Here is a 15,718-nt window from a genome sequence, read left to right on the forward strand (position 1 = left end):
GTATGTGCGCTCTGGTGGGGAATTATCTTTTGGGTTTTGAATAGTTCACAGATTTCGTCCCTCCCTGAGTTTCATATTGAAGGGATTTTAACATTTTATAGGCTGTATTTCTTGAGTTAAGATGGAGGAAATTTCTTAGTTCGCTATTGGTTAGGTGGTTGTTTAGGAGTAAGAAGTATTCGTGGATTGCTTTGATGTGCGCAGTCTTAGAGGAGTAGCGGCACTTAGGGCAGGACCAGGAAGCACTGACTCTGATCATGGGGATGTGGGGGCAGTTTCCACAGCGTACACCGGTGAGGATGTCGATTTTTGTCAGGGAGTAGGCAGTTAAGATGTCAATGTCAGGGTCATGATGATACTTCAATATGAGCCTCTTCATTTTTAGAAGTTCTTTATCTGTCACGGTCGAGGTTGGATGTTTTTCATTCAATTCCTTTATCTTATCGATGATTTTTTGAGCATGGATAATCTGTTTATAGGGGTCTTCCGGCGCCGGGGATCCGGTGTAATTTCCGTCTTGTTACATAAATTGGAGTTCAACACTCTCCCTCCGACCACCCATACCACTTCCCAAACGTACACCAACAAAAAAAACACGACAACCCCTAAAGGTCATCGTGTTCTATCTATCTAATCATGAATTGTTATAAGATTTACGTTTGCTTGAAGATTGTGGTCTGCCGCCGCCTGTACGGTTGCGATCTCCGCCACGGCTTCCGCCTCCGCGATTTCCACCGCCGCTGCGTGAAGATCCACCGCGACTTCCGCTGCGAGCTCCACCTTTGTATCCACCGCCGCGATTTCCGCCGCCACGATTTCCACCTCTTGATGGTAATGGACGCTCTTCCGTGATTTCTACAGGAGTAGTATCCGGCTCTTTCGTCAATACACGAATCGCTGCAGCTACTGCTTGAACAGGATCGTGATCTCCAAGGAATTCTTCCGCTAATGGATAGTATTCTTTAAGATCGCTTTCCTTCGCAGCTTCAACCAGCTTCTCTAGTGCCAGGCGTTGCTGACCTTCAAGTGCTTCGTTTATGCTAGGTGGCTTAAGGGCCGTCATTTTCTTCTTCGTTGTTTGTTCAACGATCTTCAGGTAACCCATTTCTCTTGGTGTAACAAAAGTGATGGACATACCTTTCTTACCTGCACGACCTGTACGTCCGATACGGTGAACGTAGCTTTCAGGGTCTTGAGGAATATCAAAGTTGTAAACATGCGTTACGCCTGAGATATCTAATCCACGGGCAGCAACGTCTGTTGCGATCAGGATATCGATGCGTCCTTCTTTGAATTTCTTAAGGACCGTCATACGACGGGCTTGAGAAAGATCTCCGTGAATACCTTCTGCAAGGTAGCCGCGGATGCTAAGAGCACGCGCTAATTCGTCTACTCTACGTTTTGTACGGCCGAATACAATCGCAAGTTCCGGTGATTGTACGTCGATTAAACGTGAAAGTGTGTCGAATTTTTCTTTTTCACTTACTTTAGTGAAGTATTGTTCGATATTCGAAACCGTTACTTCTTTTGATTTCACTTTGATTACTTCCGGCTCTGTCATAAAGCGATTTGCAATGCGACGGATCGGATCCGGCATTGTTGCAGAGAATAGAAGTGTTTGTCTTGTGCTTGGCACAGTCTCAAGGATGCTTTCGATGTCTTCGATGAAGCCCATGTTCAGCATTTCGTCTGCTTCGTCAAGTACTAGTGTTTCAACGTTTTCAAGTTTGAGTGTTTTACGTTTGATATGGTCAAGTAGACGACCTGGTGTACCCACGATGATATGAGGATTCTTTTTCATCGCGCGGATTTGACGTTGGATGTCACTTCCTCCATAGACAGATAACACGCGAGCACGCTTGTCGGCGCCGATACGATATAACTCTTCAGAAACTTGGATCGCAAGTTCACGAGTTGGTGCAATGATAAGAGCTTGAACGTTAGGATTTTTTACGTCGATTTTCTCGATCATCGGAATTCCGAATGCTGTTGTTTTACCTGTTCCAGTTTGTGCCTGACCGATAATATCTTTACCTTCTAAACCTACTGGAATCGTACTTGCCTGAATTGGTGTCGCTTCTTCAAAGCCCATACGTTTAATTGATTTCAACGTAGTTGCGCTTAAGTTTAAATCTGCAAACTTAGTCAATGTTACATTCTCCTTTAATTTACATCTTTTATAACTAATCAATATCTGATTATATTTTTAGGTCGGAACGAAATCTTACCCACCGAAAGACTTCGGTATCTAATCTAAAACCGTCTATATGAGATGTTTAGTTTTATGTTTGGTACAAAAAAATACACTCTTCAAAATAGAAGAGCTAGCACGTCCAACAAAATAAGAACTATGTTGTAGTTATGTTACCACTTCTAGAAATGAATTTCAATCTAATGTCAAATAGTCAATCTATTCACTTTGCAGGAATTGGTAGATCTTATCAAAAAGATCGTGCTTATCTTCACTATGACATATCAAGTGTTTGGCTTCAGGGGAATAAAATAGGTTTTTCTTTTTTGAGGAAATAGTCTCATATATATATTTCGCAGCTTTAGGGGGGACTATTCCATCATTCTCTCCTTGGGCGATAAAGGTTGGGATGCTCACCTTTTGGAGGAGCGGACGAGCGATACGGACGACTTTCCTGAATTCGTATGTCGACAGGATCGGGGTTTGGGTCACTTTGAATTTATACCGTTTGTACAGCTCGTTTTCCATTATATTTCCTTGTATTCCTTCTATGATCAAACTTCCAATATCTTTCAGTAACTGTTTAACATTTATATAGTAAGCTGCCGCGCTTAACAGCACGAGCTTATCTATATCATACTTCACGGAAAGATAGGAGGCAATCAATCCACCCATTGAAAAACCGATTACGTATACTTCGTCACATGTATCCAACAGGGCTTGCAGCTCGGACTCAGCATGTTCAATCCACTCGATATGCTTAATCCCTTTCAGCTCAAGAGTTTCCCCATGACCCGGAAGAGTCGGCACGACGATTTCCCAATCGGTTCTGTCCTGGAGGAATTCAGCCAGGGGTTCTACTTCAAAAGGACTCCCTGTGAAACCATGGATTAGTAAACAACCGATCATGTTATCCCCACTTACTTAGTAAAAGGTAGGGAGCGAGCCACGCTCCCGACATATACAAGCTCATTTTGCTCATTTGTATAAAAGTTTAAACTTATGCCTTTAATCCTTCAATGATTTCTTCCAGTTTCATTCCTCTTGAAGCCTTAAATAGAATTAATTCATCCCCTTTTATCAAGGAAGACAGTTCAGTTGTCAAACTTTCTTTATCCATAAAAGAGTGAACGCGTTCTTCTGGGAAATTCTCGAGAGCGCCTTTTGCGATGAACGCTCCAAGCCGTCCAAATGTAAACACTTGCTGAACCTTTTCCTGATCGATCAAGCGTCCAATCTCTTGGTGGAATTCTTCTTCGTCATCTCCAAGTTCGAGCATATCACCCAGGACGAGGATTTTTGTACGGAATCCTTCGAGCTCTGACACAAGTCCGATGGCCGCTTTCATGGAAGTCGGGCTCGCATTATAAGCATCGTTGATGATGCTTTCGCCTTTCTTCCCTTCCAACATTTCCATCCTCATCTGAGTCAGCTTCAATGACTGCAGGCCTTCTTTCATTTCCTCCACGCTGAGTCCGAAATGACGTGCGATCAGAATCCCTGCAAGGGCGTTATGGATATTATGCTGTCCCAATACTGGCAGGAAGAAAGTCTCACCTTCAGCGACAGAAGTTTCAAAATAACTTCCTTGATTATTCATTTCGATTTTTGTCGGGTAAATCGTATTGGATTCACTTCTTCCGAATGTCTCCACGTGATTCAGGTCTAGTTCCCGGACGCGTGATTGCAACAGCGGTTCATCTCCAAAATAAGCAAATAACCCATCCGGCTTCAGACCTTTTACAATTTCAAGCTTGGCTTTGGCGATGCCTTCCCGTGAACCGAGATCCTGAAGATGAGATTCTCCGATGTTCGTGATGATGGCAGCATCAGGCTGTGAGATGTTAGACAAAAGTTCAATTTCCCCGAATCCGCTCATCCCCATTTCAAGTACCACCACTTCAGAGTCCTGTGGAAGAGAAAGGATCGTTAAAGGCAGACCGATATGGTTATTGTAGTTCCCTTGGGTTTTATGAACACGATATTTCACGGAAAGAAGATTGGCCACAATATCCTTGGTGGTCGTTTTGCCATTGCTTCCCGTAATCCCGACTACCTTTAAGTCAAGCTCGTGACGGTACTGGTTTGCTAAAGACTGAAGAGCAACAAGCGGGTCTTCCACCACGATGACCGGAATATCCTCCGGGGGTTCAGGGACATTGATATCCCATAAGGCAGCGGAGGCTCCATTGTCGATCGCCTGACGGACGAACTGGTGACCGTCGACATTTTCTCCTTTAAAAGGAACAAACAGGTTGCCACTCTCAATTTTTCTTGTATCGATGGAAACGCCTTTCACGACTACTGAGTCAAATGTAGAAAGATCATTTTTCACATCGAGCATAGTACATATTTCTCTAATCGTCTTCTCGAACATTCGCTTTCTCCTTTTACACATTTTTCCGTCCAAATAGAGCAGGGACTGCCCCTAGACGGTGAATCCCCTGGTCAGTCCCACTCCTGCGTTGCCTACATTGTATGTTTAATCGTTTGTTTGTCTTGATAGCGTTCCAATCCAAGCTCCACGAGTTTCCCGATCAGGGTAGGATAATCAACTCCCGTATGCTTCCAGAGAAGCGGGAACATGCTGTACGGTGTGAAACCTGGCATCGTGTTCACTTCGTTCATATAGATTTGACCATCTTCCGTTAAAAAGAAGTCCGCACGTACAAGCCCTGAACAATCCAGGGCTTTGTATGACTGAATCGCAATTTCCTTCATTTCATTGTAGATGCCGCCTTCTACTTCTGCAGGGATGATGAGGGCTGTATCCCCATCTTCATATTTGGCTTTATAATCGTAGAAATCTTTCTTAGGTACGATTTCTCCTGCCACGGAGCATTCCGGCTGATCGTTACCAAGTACGCCAAGCTCGATTTCCCGTGCCTTCACGCCTTCTTCAATGATGATCTTACGGTCAAATTGGAACGCTTCTCTGAAGGCAGCCGCTAATTCCTCACGGGACGTACACTTGCTGATCCCGACAGATGAACCTAAGTTGGCAGGTTTCACGAAGCATGGGTAACCAATCACTTCTTCCACCTGTTTATATGCAGATTCCGGGTTCCCCTTCCACGTGCTGCGGATGAACCACGTGTAGTTGACTTGAGGAATGCCAGCCTGAGCAAATAGATTCTTCATGATGACTTTATCCATTCCGGCAGATGAAGCAAGGACACCGTTTCCTACGTATGGAAGATTCAACAGCTCAAGCATGCCTTGAACCGTACCGTCTTCACCATTTGGTCCGTGAAGCAATGGGAAGATCATGTCATATCCTTCAGATTCAGAAGGAGCGATGGACGTACTCAACGCATTAGGAGAGATCTCTTCGCCATGCTTAAACTGCAATGCTTTCACATCTTCAACGGGAGCATTCAATTGTGGTCCTTTTATCCAATTACCTTCCGTCGAAATAAAAATAGGGTGGATTTCATATTTATTTAAGTCCAGGGCACCTATTACGGCCTTGGCTGTTTGCAGGGATACATTATGTTCGGCAGATTTACCGCCGTACAGTAAGCACAACTTCGTTTTCATGTATTTCGTTACCTCCAATATTCACAATAGATGTTTCTATTTTATCACTTTCACCGGAAAGGGAAAGAATGATTCCTTTGGAAAATAAAAATTACCACATTTGTCTTGATTCAAATGGCATCCGGGAAGATTGCCCATTATATATGTATGCAAACGAAAACCAGTCCGGCGACAATTCTTTCAATTATTATTCAGAATACACTTAAGATTTCGCCTATTTGAAAAGCTATTAAGTTATCACACTATTAGGTGTATAATCCTCGTATTAAAAACATTTGTACTTTTAAGGAGGACACCCAGATGAGAAAGTTCGGTCTACTGCCTAAGATCCTATTAGGTATTGCGTTAGGTATTGTCATTGGAGCATATGCGCCAGAATGGTTTGTCAAAATCTTTGCTACATTTAATGGACTGTTCGGTAATTTCCTCGGATTTGCGATTCCATTGATCATCATCGGCTTTATCGCTCCGGGGATTGGCTCCATGGGTAAAGGCGCAGGAAAACTCCTGGGATTGACCACTGCCCTTGCATATGGTTCCACTGTGTTAGCCGGTTTACTCGCCTTTACAGTTGCGAAGTCTATTTACCCAACTTTACTCGCTAATCAAACGTCCCAATCATTTGAAAATCCCGAAGAAGCTCTTCTTAAAGGTTTCTTCACTGTGGACATGCCCCCGATCATGGGCGTGATGTCAGCACTTCTCATCGCATTCACCATTGGACTGGGGATGGCCGCCATTAAAGGGGATACCCTTCAAAAAGGTATGGATGAATTCAGAAACATCGTAGAACTCGTCATTGAAAAGATCATCATCCCGCTTTTACCGATTCATATCCTTGGCATCTTTGCCAATATGACCCAAGGTGGACAAGTCAGTGCCATTATGTCTGTATTCGCGAAAGTATTTATAATGATCATTCTTTTACACCTTGTCTTTTTAGTCGTTCAATATACAGCCGCAGGTACACTGAGAAAGCAAAACCCGCTTTCCATGATGAAAGGGATGCTCCCTGCTTACTTCACGGCACTCGGAACGCAGTCTTCTGCTTCAACGATTCCGGTGACCCTTGAGCGATCGAAGAAAATCGGTGCGAGAGAACGGATCGCCGACTTCTCTGTTCCGCTTCTCGCCACGATTCATTTATCAGGAAGCACTATCACCCTTGTAAGCTGTGCCATGGCCGTTATGTTCATCCAGGGTGAAGCACTGCAGTTCACTCAGCTGTTCCCGTTCATTTTGATGCTCGGCATCACGATGATTGCAGCACCTGGTGTACCCGGGGGAGCCGTCATGGCAGCCCTTGGATTACTTGAAACGATGCTTGGATTCGGACCGACTATGACGTCCCTCATGATTGCCCTTTACCTTGCACAGGACAGCTTCGGAACTGCCTGCAACGTAACAGGTGACGGTGCCATCACATCCATCGTCGACAAATTGACCCAAAAGAAAAAAGCACGGGTATCCTCAATCAAAGCAAGTTAACCAAACAGAGGTCCGTCCCTCACATCAGAGGGACGGACCTCTGTTTTTCCCATGATCTATTCTGATAATTCCGGCTATTTTCTGTATAATGGAAATAATAACACATGAAAGGAGTGCTCATGAATTGAAATCAACCGGTCAGCGTGTAACACTTAGAAAAATAGAAGAGAGAGACCTTCCCCGTCTTTGGGACTATATTTACGGAGAGCCTTCTCCAGAGTGGAAAAAATGGGACGCCCCTTATTTTGAACATAAATACGTCCCCCTTGAAGAGTATATGGAGTCATCCATCCGGAATAAAAGTCGCAGCGATGAGTTCCAACGGATCATCGAGGTCGACGGGACCATCATCGGAACGGTCGGATACTACTGGGATTACGAGCCCACCAGATGGCTTGAAGCAGGAATCGTCATATACGATCCGGCATACTGGAACGGTGGATATGGAACCGAAGCCTTATCCCTCTGGGTCGATCACCTCTTCACTACGAAGGAAATCGGACGGGTCGGCATCACGACGTGGTCAGGGAATGAACGGATGATGAAGGCAGCCGAGAAAATCGGGATGCAGCTTGAAGGACGCATGAGAAAATGCCGGTATTACAATGGCGTCTATTACGACTCCATCCGTATGGGTATGATACGGGAAGAATGGGAAGAAAAGCGCTCTCACTAAAAGGAGATCCACTATGAAAACAATCATCTTAGTCGGTGGTGGACACAGCCACCTCCACTGCATAAAAAAGTGTCAACACCAGGAGGAAAACGTGAAATGGGTCCTCATCTCACCTTCCCGTTATCAATATTATTCAGGAATGTTCTCCGGGTATACAGAAGGAATCTATTCATTGGAAGAAACCCGGATTGATTTAAAGAACTTGTGTAAGGACGCCGGATGTGACTTTATCGAAAGCACGGTTCTCTCCATCGATCCCGATCAGCAGCATCTGTTAACAGACAAAGGGGAGATTTTCACCTACGACTTTGTTTCATTCGACATCGGCTCCCGAAATGACTCGATGGAGATCAAAGGCTTACAGGAGCACAATCTGCCAATCAAACCAAATTACCGGTTCCCCGAGCAAATCGGGAAACTGCATAATAGCAGGAAGACTGTCTTTATCGGGGGTGGAGCAGCGAGTATTGAAATGGCTTTATCCTTGAAAGCATGGAAGGTGGACAAGGGTTATGGAGATCATTCGATTACGGTCGTTCACTCTTCTCCACTTTTAGAAAAAGCCGGTTCCTTTTCGTCTAAAAAGATGACGGGTATCGCCCTTTCAAAAGGCATCGACTTGCATCAGGGACGTGTGATGAAGGTAGAAGGGGCCCAACTGTATACAGATAAAAGTGAGATCCTCGATTTTGAAGAAGTGATTTTCTTAGGCGGACCCAAAGCACCGCCCCTATTCGGAAGCAGTGTATTGCCGACAGATGAACAAGGATATCTGCTCGTGAACAGCTACCTTCAATCAGTGGAATACCCAAACGTGTTTGGAACCGGGGACTGCGCGACTTTACAAGACTTCCCCCACCTCCCCAAAAACGGGGTCACGGCTGTCAGGCAAGGACCTGTATTATGGAGAAATCTGACCGGTGCAGCGGCTGGTGGCAAGATTGTCCCCTTTGAACCACAGAAACGATATCTGGCGATTCTGTCTATTGGGGATAAGCGCGGCTTCTTAACCTACGGATCCTTTTCTTTGGTCAGTGGTTGGGCGTGGCTGTTAAAGAACTGGATCGATCGGCGGTTTGTAGGAAAATATGGGGAGTGAGCGTTAAGCAGCTTACCCACAAAAAACACGACTGCCTCCCAGCAGTCGTGCGCTCTAAACACCTTATCTAAACAATTCCACATACTTCTTACTAATCACAGGCAATACCCCATCGAACAGTTTCTCTCTCCAGTACAGGTCCGCTGTCTGCTGGACGGCCGCTGCGTGATTCGGGTAAGGGTAGACCATATTGGAAAGGGCACCGATCCTGCTTCCCTTTTCCATTGCGAACACGACCGGCTGCATCCAGTCACCTGCACCGGAACCGACTGCGTGAGCACCAAGGATCTTGCCTTTTGGGTCTGTGATGATTTTGACGAGTCCCTCCGTCCGCTGGTCTGCCACGAACCGGTCGACCTCATCTAAAGTCTTCTTATAGACCTTGTATTCCATTCCTTTTTCCGCCGCTTCTTCCTCCGTCACGCCGATATGAAAGATCTCAGGTGTCGTATAGGTTGTCCACGGCAGCTTGTTATAGGAAACATTTCGTTTCAATCCGAATACGGCATTTTGAACGACGAGCTTCCCTTCCATTCCGGCACCGTGTGTGAAAGGATATCGTCCATTCACGTCTCCTATCGCAAAAATATGGGATTGATTCGTTCTTAATTCATCATTCACTTCGATGAATCCCCGGTCGTCGGTCTCCACTCCTGCAGCAGAAAGATTCAAGGATTCCGTACCCGGCTTGCGACCTGTCGCGAGGAATAAAAGGTCCCCCTTAACCGATTGCTCTTCTCCATCTTTCACGTAATGAACCACTTTCTGTCCATCCCGCTTTGCCACACGTTTGATTTCCGCTCCATATATAAACTGAATATCCTTTTCCAATAACCCGGTGGCCACTTCACGAATTTCCTTATCTTCTTTCACCAGGACTTCATCGTGCTGCTCAAGTACAATGGCTTCAGAACCTAAATGGGAGAAAGCCTGTGCCAGTTCAAGACCGATGGGGCCTCCACCTATGAATATCACCCTGCGAGGCAATTCATCCACTTCAAATACGGTTTCATTCGTATGGTATTCAACATCTTCCAGTCCTTCGATTTCCGGGATAAGGGGACTTGATCCTGTTGCCACCACAATCCTCTTCCCGGAGATCCTGTCTTCTTTCTCCACCAATATTGTATGGGGATCAAGGAACTCGGCTCCTCCGAAATAAATATCGACCCCGAGTTCCAGGAAGCGGTCGGGATCATCGTGCTGCTGGATGTGAGAAATGGCTCCTTTGACTCTTTCTCTTATCTTCTTCATATCGACAGTACCCTTTGTATCAAATCCATAATCCCCACCGGCACGTATGGTCGCCACTTCTCTTGCAGATTGGATGAAAGCCTTGGACGGGACACAGCCAAAGTGAAGGCAATCCCCGCCCAGGAGGCCGCTTTTTTCAATTAGTGCCACTTTAGCTCCCAGGGAAGCGGCACCTGAAGCGACGGTCAATCCGCCGGCCCCTCCTCCTATGACAATTAAATCGTATTGTTCCATCTGAATCTCTCCTTATGAAAGTAATCGTTTCGCTTCTAGAAATCGTTGGATACCCGTGTATAACTCCACTGCAAAAAACAGGAGAGTGGTCCACAGGACAATGGATGGAAATATCATCATGAGGCTGAACAGGATGAATCCTTCCGTTCTCTCGGCCAGTCCTGCCTGATAATAGAATGACTTCATGCCCTGCTTCTCTGATACAGCTCCCACGGTCAGGAAAATGGTCATGGAAATGATGATGGAGACACTGAGTAAAAGGAGGGCCCACATGATGTCAGGGTGCAAGAAGGCAACTCCGAGGATGACACTGATTTCAACGATCCGATCAAACGTTACATCCATGACCGTTCCAAAGGGAGACGGTTTCGTCAATCGGGCCATGGTTCCATCCACGGCGTCCAGGAATCCTGACAGCCATAATAAGAGGACGGCCATGCTCGGGAAACCCAGGTAATAGACCAGACCTGTCATAGAACCCACGATGAAGGCGGTGACCGTCACTTGATTGGCCGTTAATCCTTTGTTAAGGAACAGACGCGCCGTCCCCTCTATACTTGGCTGCACCCACTTACGGGCATGCGTGTCTAACATGTACTTCCCATCCTTTACTTATCTTCTTTGCCCGATAATCCAAGCCATGCTTTCATCTTCTTCTTAAAAATGAGTGGTACGATGATCATGGCCAGGAAAAACGCAATGGCAATATATAAATTCGTCCGATCTTCTCCTACCAAGCTTGACCCCAGAAAGACATAGCCAAACGTTCCTGGTAATATTCCGATGGCTGTGGCGAGAATGAATGGAAGGTATCTCACTTTCCCCATTCCGGCCAGGTAACTGATCAAATCAAAGTTCAAGAACGGCACCAGACGCAAAACAAGGACATAGATGAAGCCGCTCTCCTCCATCTTTTCCCGTATTTTCACGATGCGTGGCGATGGTCTTTTTAACAGTTTCGCCCCCAGTATGCTTGCTGCATAATAGGCAACCGTCGCACCCCCCAGTGCCCCCAATACAATATAAAAGAAGCCTTCCATGGCACCGAAAGCAAGACCTGCCGAGAACGATAGGATGGAAGCCGGGAAAAGGATCAAGGGGCGGACGGTATAGACGACAATAAAGACAATCGGGGCCCAAATGCCGAATGACACAATCCAATCCCTGATATCATGGGGCTTTACATGAAAGAAGTTACGGCTGAGCCACATGAGGAACAGTAATATCGCGATGAATAGAAAGATCTTGCCGATTTCCTTCTTCTTCAATGTTCTTCCCTCCTATTCCTCATTCTGAAACGTTTGAATGTTCTCTCCCTTGGCATATAGCCAAATCTTTTCGTGGGAAGAGGCTCCTTCAAGGGGGAGGTTGAGCTTCTGTTGCAGCTCTTCCATCCATACTTCATGGATATTGGTTCCTGCCACAAACAGCTTTTGCAGCACCGTCCCCTCCCAATTCGGATAAGGTAGATCATGTCTGGAGGAACTTACACACAGATGGGTAGCATGAATGAATTGTCTTCGGGGCAGGGTGAGTCCATCACTCATGAAAGAAGCGACAAAGGAAGTCCCGGGGCGGTAATAGATTTCGTCCGGTGTCCCGATTTGCTGGAACCGGCCTTCGTGTAACACTGCCACCCGGTCTCCCATCTCATATGCTTCATCACGGTCATGGGTGACGAACAAGACTGTGGTCCCTTCTTCTTTAAATACGTTCAAGACCCACCTCCTCAACTCTTTCCTCAGTTGCAAGTCGAGACTGCTGAATGGTTCGTCTAAGAGTAACAGCTTCGGCTTCAGAATGAGGGAGCGAATAAGGGAAACCCGCTGCTGCTGGCCGCCCGACAGCTCAGAGGGATAATGATGCATGACTTCACCTAAACCGACTCTTTGAATATAGTCTTTCGCACTCCTTTTATTTTCATGTTTCTTATTCCCCCTCATTTCCAACCCGTACATGACGTTTTCAAGAACATTCATATGAGGGAATAACAAGGGCTGCTGAGAGACCATTCCGATCGGTCTGTTTTGAGGTTTGGTTAAAGAAATATCGTTACCATCTATTAATACCTTTCCCTTTGTAGCAGATTCTAAGCCTGCGAGAATCCGCAAAAAGGTTGATTTCCCTGAACCCGATGCCCCTACGAATGAGAGGATCTCCCCCTTTTTCAAGGAGAAGGTTACATCCTTCAAAATCTCTTTCTCTTTAAAGGTTTTCGACACTCCCTGGATATCTATAAATGAACTCATTGCTTCTTCCTCCCTCTTAGATGCTGGTAAGGGAGTGTTAATTTCAAACACCCCTCAAGTATGATGTATAAGATGATGGGAATAAGGGCGAACACGATGGAGAATGCCGCCATGACCGCTTCATCTGCCGTATCGGTAAATGGGTAGTAGACCATTGCAAGGGTTACGACGTTCCCACCGCCTATGATTGCCGTCAGGACATATTGACTTAAAGAGATGACAATCGTCAGGAACAATACGCTGCGGATGCTTGGAAGGAGCAGGGGTAATTCGATATGGTATACGCGATTGATAGCACTTCCTCCAAGGATGATTGATTGTTCGAGTAATTTCGATCCGATCCGCTCATAGCCTGTTTTAAACATTTTTATGCTGTAAGGAATCGTCGGTACTAAATGAACGAGGGCAACCCCGATCCAGTGATCGGAGAGGCCATAACGTATAAAGGTAATATGAAGTCCGATGGCCACGACCAAAACGGGAATGAACAGAGGCAGCATCATGAGCGCTTCAATCACCGATTTCCCCCTGAATGAAGAAAAGGAAAGCACTTTCCCCCCAGTGATACCGATCAGAAGATTGAGACTCAACACGACTACTGCAATCCACACCGACACCCCTACTGAATTCAGAAATTCTCCTTCGTTCATCAAGAGTTCCCACGCCCTTACGCTTGGTTCACCTCGAGTAGAGCTCCCCCATGCCACTTTCCCGTAAAAGCTTTTATACACTAAAAAGAAGATGGGAAAGATAAAAAGGATAAAAGATATGCTATAAAATAACGTTTTTCTCATCATGACACCTCTAATTCCCAATTCCTTTCGTGATGTGCATCCGTTTCTTGTTCGTGATATAAAGAACGATCCACATGAAGACCCCGATGCCGAGTCCGGTCATGACAAGTGAGGCAAACGCTAATGGACGGTCACTCCAGTTACCGCTATAAAACCAGTCGTATGCAAGGATTGCAAGCATCTGTGGAGACGTTACCCCCAGCAACTGTGGAACTTCAAAGCTGGTAAAAATAAAAGCAAAAAGAATGGCCCCGGTTTCGATGAGGACAGGATAGATAAATGGCCATTCTGCCACTCTGAACGTTTGATAGGAGCCAGCTCCCAACAAAGAAGCGACCTCTTTATACCCTTTGGGCATAGTCGCATACACGGGTAACAGCATCAACGTCACAAAGGGAACTTCTTTCCACACATACGTCAACATGATTCCGAGCCCATTCCGGTCCTGTACCAATATGGGAAATTGACTGCGGTCGTCAATCCAACCGATCATCCCGGCAATATGTGAGAAAAAGCCGCTCTGATTAAAGAGTAAGTAGACGAGATACGCCCATACAAAATGGGGGACGAGCATCGGGATCCACACCAGCAGTTTATGTCCGGTTTCCTTTAACAATGGAGAGAATGCCTTGACGATACCCAAGCCAATGAAAAGGGACAGGATCGTCGAGACCACGGTCACTGTCAGGCTGAACGGGACGGATGCGATAAAACGATTTTGTTCAAACAATTCCCGGTAATGTTCGAATGTAAAGCTTCCCCCGCCCCTTACACTTTCCAAAATCGCAAGGACGATCCCGAGGCCGGGAATCAGGAGGAAAAAGAGGACTCCAGGCAGGAGAAGAAGTGCGTTATTGGCTGGCCACTTCACGGATCCAATTCTCCTTCAGCCATTCAACATAAGCAGCATCAAGCTCACCCTTGAAGTTTTCTTCAAGCTTTGAGGCTTCCAATACGCTTTCACCGCGATCGATCTCCATGAATTTCTTCCTCCACTCCTCATCAAGCTTGTCATAGGAAATAGCTGAACTCTCCCCCCAATAATCCGGTTTCAGCTTCTCATACTGCGCTTCCGGGGACAGGAACCCATTAATGGCAACCATGGCACCTTCTTTATTGGGACTATTGAAAGGAATGGCAAGGAAATGAGTATTCCCGATCGACCCTATGTCCTTTAATATGAACGACTTCGTGCTTTCCGGAAACACGCCATCCTTGATCAGATGTTCCGCCCTTGCTTCGTTATATCCCATCGTCATCCACACCTCTTCCTGACTGAACAGCTTATCAAGATCCGTCAAGGTGGATGGATACGTCTCCCCTTTTCTCCACAGGTAAGGCTTCATGGAGTTTAATTCGTCCCACACATCCGCTCCAATCTCCTCCGCCTTTTCTTCATCAAACCCGTTCCTGGCCAGATTCGAATCCGTTTTGGCATAAAGAAGATGTCTAAGAAACGCATTCCCAGTGAAATCACTTGGATTCGGATAGGTGAATTTCCCGGGATTCTCTTTCATGAATGTTTTCAAATCTTCAAAGGTAGCCGGTGGATTTTTCACTTTTTCACTATTATAGAAATAAACGAATTGAACTTTACCCCAAGGGGCTTCAAACCCTTTTGTTTCCGTTCCGAAGTCATATTGAAAGGCGTCGCTGTCCATATCATAGTATTCGTTGTAGTTAGGCAGTTTGTCCGTGAAGGAACCTGCCAACAGATCTTGTTCTTTCGCATTTTTAAAATTTTCACCGTTGATCCAGACGATGTCGATCGTCCCCTCTTTTTTTCCTGCCCGTTTCTCGGTTTGCAGCTTCTGCAGGATTTCAGGCGTGTCTAAAGGTACCCGGTTCAGTTCGATATTGTTCTTTTCTTTTAACATGGGGGCCATGACTTCATCGATATATCGGTTGATCCCCTCGTCTCCTCCCCACATAAACATATTCACTTTGGTCCCTTTTGCTTTCGACGTGATCGTTTCCCACTCTTCATCAGGAATTTTCACGCTACCATTTGCATTTGACGAACCGCAAGCCGATACTAATAGTAAGGAAAATGCGCTTACAATCGCTAACCATATTCTCATCCATCATGCTCCTCTGCGCTTTTCTATAATTATATAGTACTAAACCGTATAATATAAAAAAGTAATCTGCCTTACATATGTAAATGAATGTTCGAATTGTGAGTGAGAGAAA

The 15,718-nt window shown here is 45.7% G+C and carries 15 protein-coding genes; 4 read left to right on the top strand and 11 right to left on the bottom strand.

The window, feature by feature from the left end; all coding sequences use genetic code 11:
* Positions 1–181 precede the first annotated feature (181 nt).
* The gene (locus NQ095_RS20085) at positions 182–331 is read left to right on the top strand and encodes a hypothetical protein (RefSeq protein ID WP_258265202.1); all 150 of its coding nucleotides are present in this window, start codon (positions 182–184) and stop codon (positions 329–331) included.
* Positions 332–634: 303 nt separating this feature from the next.
* On the opposite strand, the gene cshA is transcribed toward NQ095_RS20085, so the two are convergent.
* From cshA to NQ095_RS20105, 4 genes are all read right to left on the bottom strand, one after another.
* Positions 635–2,149, bottom strand: a complete 1,515-nt coding sequence (cshA, locus tag NQ095_RS20090) for a degradosome RNA helicase CshA (protein WP_258265203.1) — start codon at positions 2,147–2,149, stop codon at positions 635–637.
* A 261-nt stretch (positions 2,150–2,410) separates the two neighbouring features.
* Positions 2,411–3,100: an alpha/beta hydrolase gene (locus NQ095_RS20095; RefSeq protein WP_258265204.1), complete on the bottom strand. Its 690-nt coding sequence runs from the start codon at positions 3,098–3,100 to the stop codon at positions 2,411–2,413.
* A 91-nt stretch (positions 3,101–3,191) separates the two neighbouring features.
* Positions 3,192–4,568 carry a UDP-N-acetylmuramoyl-tripeptide--D-alanyl-D-alanine ligase gene (locus NQ095_RS20100; RefSeq protein ID WP_258265205.1) on the bottom strand — a complete coding sequence of 459 codons (1,377 nt, stop codon included), beginning with the start codon at positions 4,566–4,568 and terminating at the stop codon, positions 3,192–3,194.
* A 92-nt stretch (positions 4,569–4,660) separates the two neighbouring features.
* Positions 4,661–5,731 (bottom strand): D-alanine--D-alanine ligase, encoded by a 1,071-nt coding sequence (locus NQ095_RS20105; RefSeq protein WP_258265206.1) that lies wholly within the window; start codon positions 5,729–5,731, stop codon positions 4,661–4,663.
* 300 nt (positions 5,732–6,031) lie between these two features.
* Here NQ095_RS20105 and NQ095_RS20110 point away from each other — a divergent pair, with 300 nt between their 5' ends.
* The 3 genes from NQ095_RS20110 to NQ095_RS20120 all read left to right on the top strand — a co-directional run bounded on the left by NQ095_RS20110 (position 6,032) and on the right by NQ095_RS20120 (position 8,994).
* Positions 6,032–7,219, top strand: coding sequence for a dicarboxylate/amino acid:cation symporter (locus tag NQ095_RS20110; RefSeq protein WP_258265207.1), 1,188 nt, complete (start codon positions 6,032–6,034; stop codon positions 7,217–7,219).
* Positions 7,220–7,343: 124 nt separating this feature from the next.
* Positions 7,344–7,895, top strand: coding sequence for a GNAT family N-acetyltransferase (locus tag NQ095_RS20115; protein ID WP_258265208.1), 552 nt, complete (start codon positions 7,344–7,346; stop codon positions 7,893–7,895).
* 13 nt (positions 7,896–7,908) lie between these two features.
* Positions 7,909–8,994 (top strand): FAD-dependent oxidoreductase, encoded by a 1,086-nt coding sequence (locus NQ095_RS20120; RefSeq protein ID WP_258265209.1) that lies wholly within the window; start codon positions 7,909–7,911, stop codon positions 8,992–8,994.
* Positions 8,995–9,057: 63 nt separating this feature from the next.
* Here NQ095_RS20120 and NQ095_RS20125 read toward each other — a convergent pair whose 3' ends face one another.
* The 7 genes from NQ095_RS20125 to NQ095_RS20155 form a co-directional block, all read right to left on the bottom strand.
* Positions 9,058–10,482, bottom strand: a complete 1,425-nt coding sequence (locus NQ095_RS20125; RefSeq protein WP_258265210.1) for a dihydrolipoyl dehydrogenase family protein — start codon at positions 10,480–10,482, stop codon at positions 9,058–9,060.
* Between the two features lie 12 nt (positions 10,483–10,494).
* Positions 10,495–11,076 carry a CDP-alcohol phosphatidyltransferase family protein gene (locus NQ095_RS20130; protein WP_258265211.1) on the bottom strand — a complete coding sequence of 194 codons (582 nt, stop codon included), beginning with the start codon at positions 11,074–11,076 and terminating at the stop codon, positions 10,495–10,497.
* A gap of 14 nt (positions 11,077–11,090) precedes the next feature.
* Positions 11,091–11,750, bottom strand: a complete 660-nt coding sequence (locus NQ095_RS20135) for a TVP38/TMEM64 family protein (RefSeq protein ID WP_258265212.1) — start codon at positions 11,748–11,750, stop codon at positions 11,091–11,093.
* A gap of 12 nt (positions 11,751–11,762) precedes the next feature.
* Positions 11,763–12,731, bottom strand: coding sequence for an ABC transporter ATP-binding protein (locus tag NQ095_RS20140; protein WP_258265213.1), 969 nt, complete (start codon positions 12,729–12,731; stop codon positions 11,763–11,765).
* Positions 12,728–13,381, bottom strand: a complete 654-nt coding sequence (locus tag NQ095_RS20145) for an ABC transporter permease (protein ID WP_258265214.1) — start codon at positions 13,379–13,381, stop codon at positions 12,728–12,730. The genes NQ095_RS20140 and NQ095_RS20145 overlap by 4 nt, the downstream gene beginning before the upstream one ends.
* 154 nt (positions 13,382–13,535) lie before the next feature.
* Positions 13,536–14,396: an ABC transporter permease gene (locus tag NQ095_RS20150; RefSeq protein ID WP_258265215.1), complete on the bottom strand. Its 861-nt coding sequence runs from the start codon at positions 14,394–14,396 to the stop codon at positions 13,536–13,538.
* Positions 14,377–15,606 carry an ABC transporter substrate-binding protein gene (locus NQ095_RS20155; protein ID WP_258265216.1) on the bottom strand — a complete coding sequence of 410 codons (1,230 nt, stop codon included), beginning with the start codon at positions 15,604–15,606 and terminating at the stop codon, positions 14,377–14,379. Before NQ095_RS20155 ends, NQ095_RS20150 begins: the two co-directional genes overlap by 20 nt.
* Positions 15,607–15,718 lie beyond the last annotated feature (112 nt).

It is taken from the genome of Rossellomorea sp. SC111, assembly GCF_024733565.1.
GTDB lineage: Bacteria > Bacillota > Bacilli > Bacillales > Bacillaceae_B > Rossellomorea.

Excerpts from the sequence above, each read along its gene's own strand:
- NQ095_RS20105 (WP_258265206.1), bottom strand. The coding sequence starts at position 5,731 with ATGAAAACGAAGTTGTGCTTACTGTACGGCGGTAAATCTGCCGAACAT.
- NQ095_RS20100 (WP_258265205.1), bottom strand. The coding sequence starts at position 4,568 with ATGTTCGAGAAGACGATTAGAGAAATATGTACTATGCTCGATGTGAAA.
- NQ095_RS20145 (WP_258265214.1), bottom strand. The coding sequence starts at position 13,381 with ATGAACGAAGGAGAATTTCTGAATTCAGTAGGGGTGTCGGTGTGGATT.
- NQ095_RS20155 (WP_258265216.1), bottom strand. The coding sequence starts at position 15,606 with ATGAGAATATGGTTAGCGATTGTAAGCGCATTTTCCTTACTATTAGTA.
- NQ095_RS20130 (WP_258265211.1), bottom strand. The coding sequence starts at position 11,076 with ATGTTAGACACGCATGCCCGTAAGTGGGTGCAGCCAAGTATAGAGGGG.
- NQ095_RS20120 (WP_258265209.1), top strand. The coding sequence starts at position 7,909 with ATGAAAACAATCATCTTAGTCGGTGGTGGACACAGCCACCTCCACTGC.
- NQ095_RS20095 (WP_258265204.1), bottom strand. The coding sequence starts at position 3,100 with ATGATCGGTTGTTTACTAATCCATGGTTTCACAGGGAGTCCTTTTGAA.
- NQ095_RS20125 (WP_258265210.1), bottom strand. The coding sequence starts at position 10,482 with ATGGAACAATACGATTTAATTGTCATAGGAGGAGGGGCCGGCGGATTG.
- NQ095_RS20110 (WP_258265207.1), top strand. The coding sequence starts at position 6,032 with ATGAGAAAGTTCGGTCTACTGCCTAAGATCCTATTAGGTATTGCGTTA.
- NQ095_RS20140 (WP_258265213.1), bottom strand. The coding sequence starts at position 12,731 with ATGAGTTCATTTATAGATATCCAGGGAGTGTCGAAAACCTTTAAAGAG.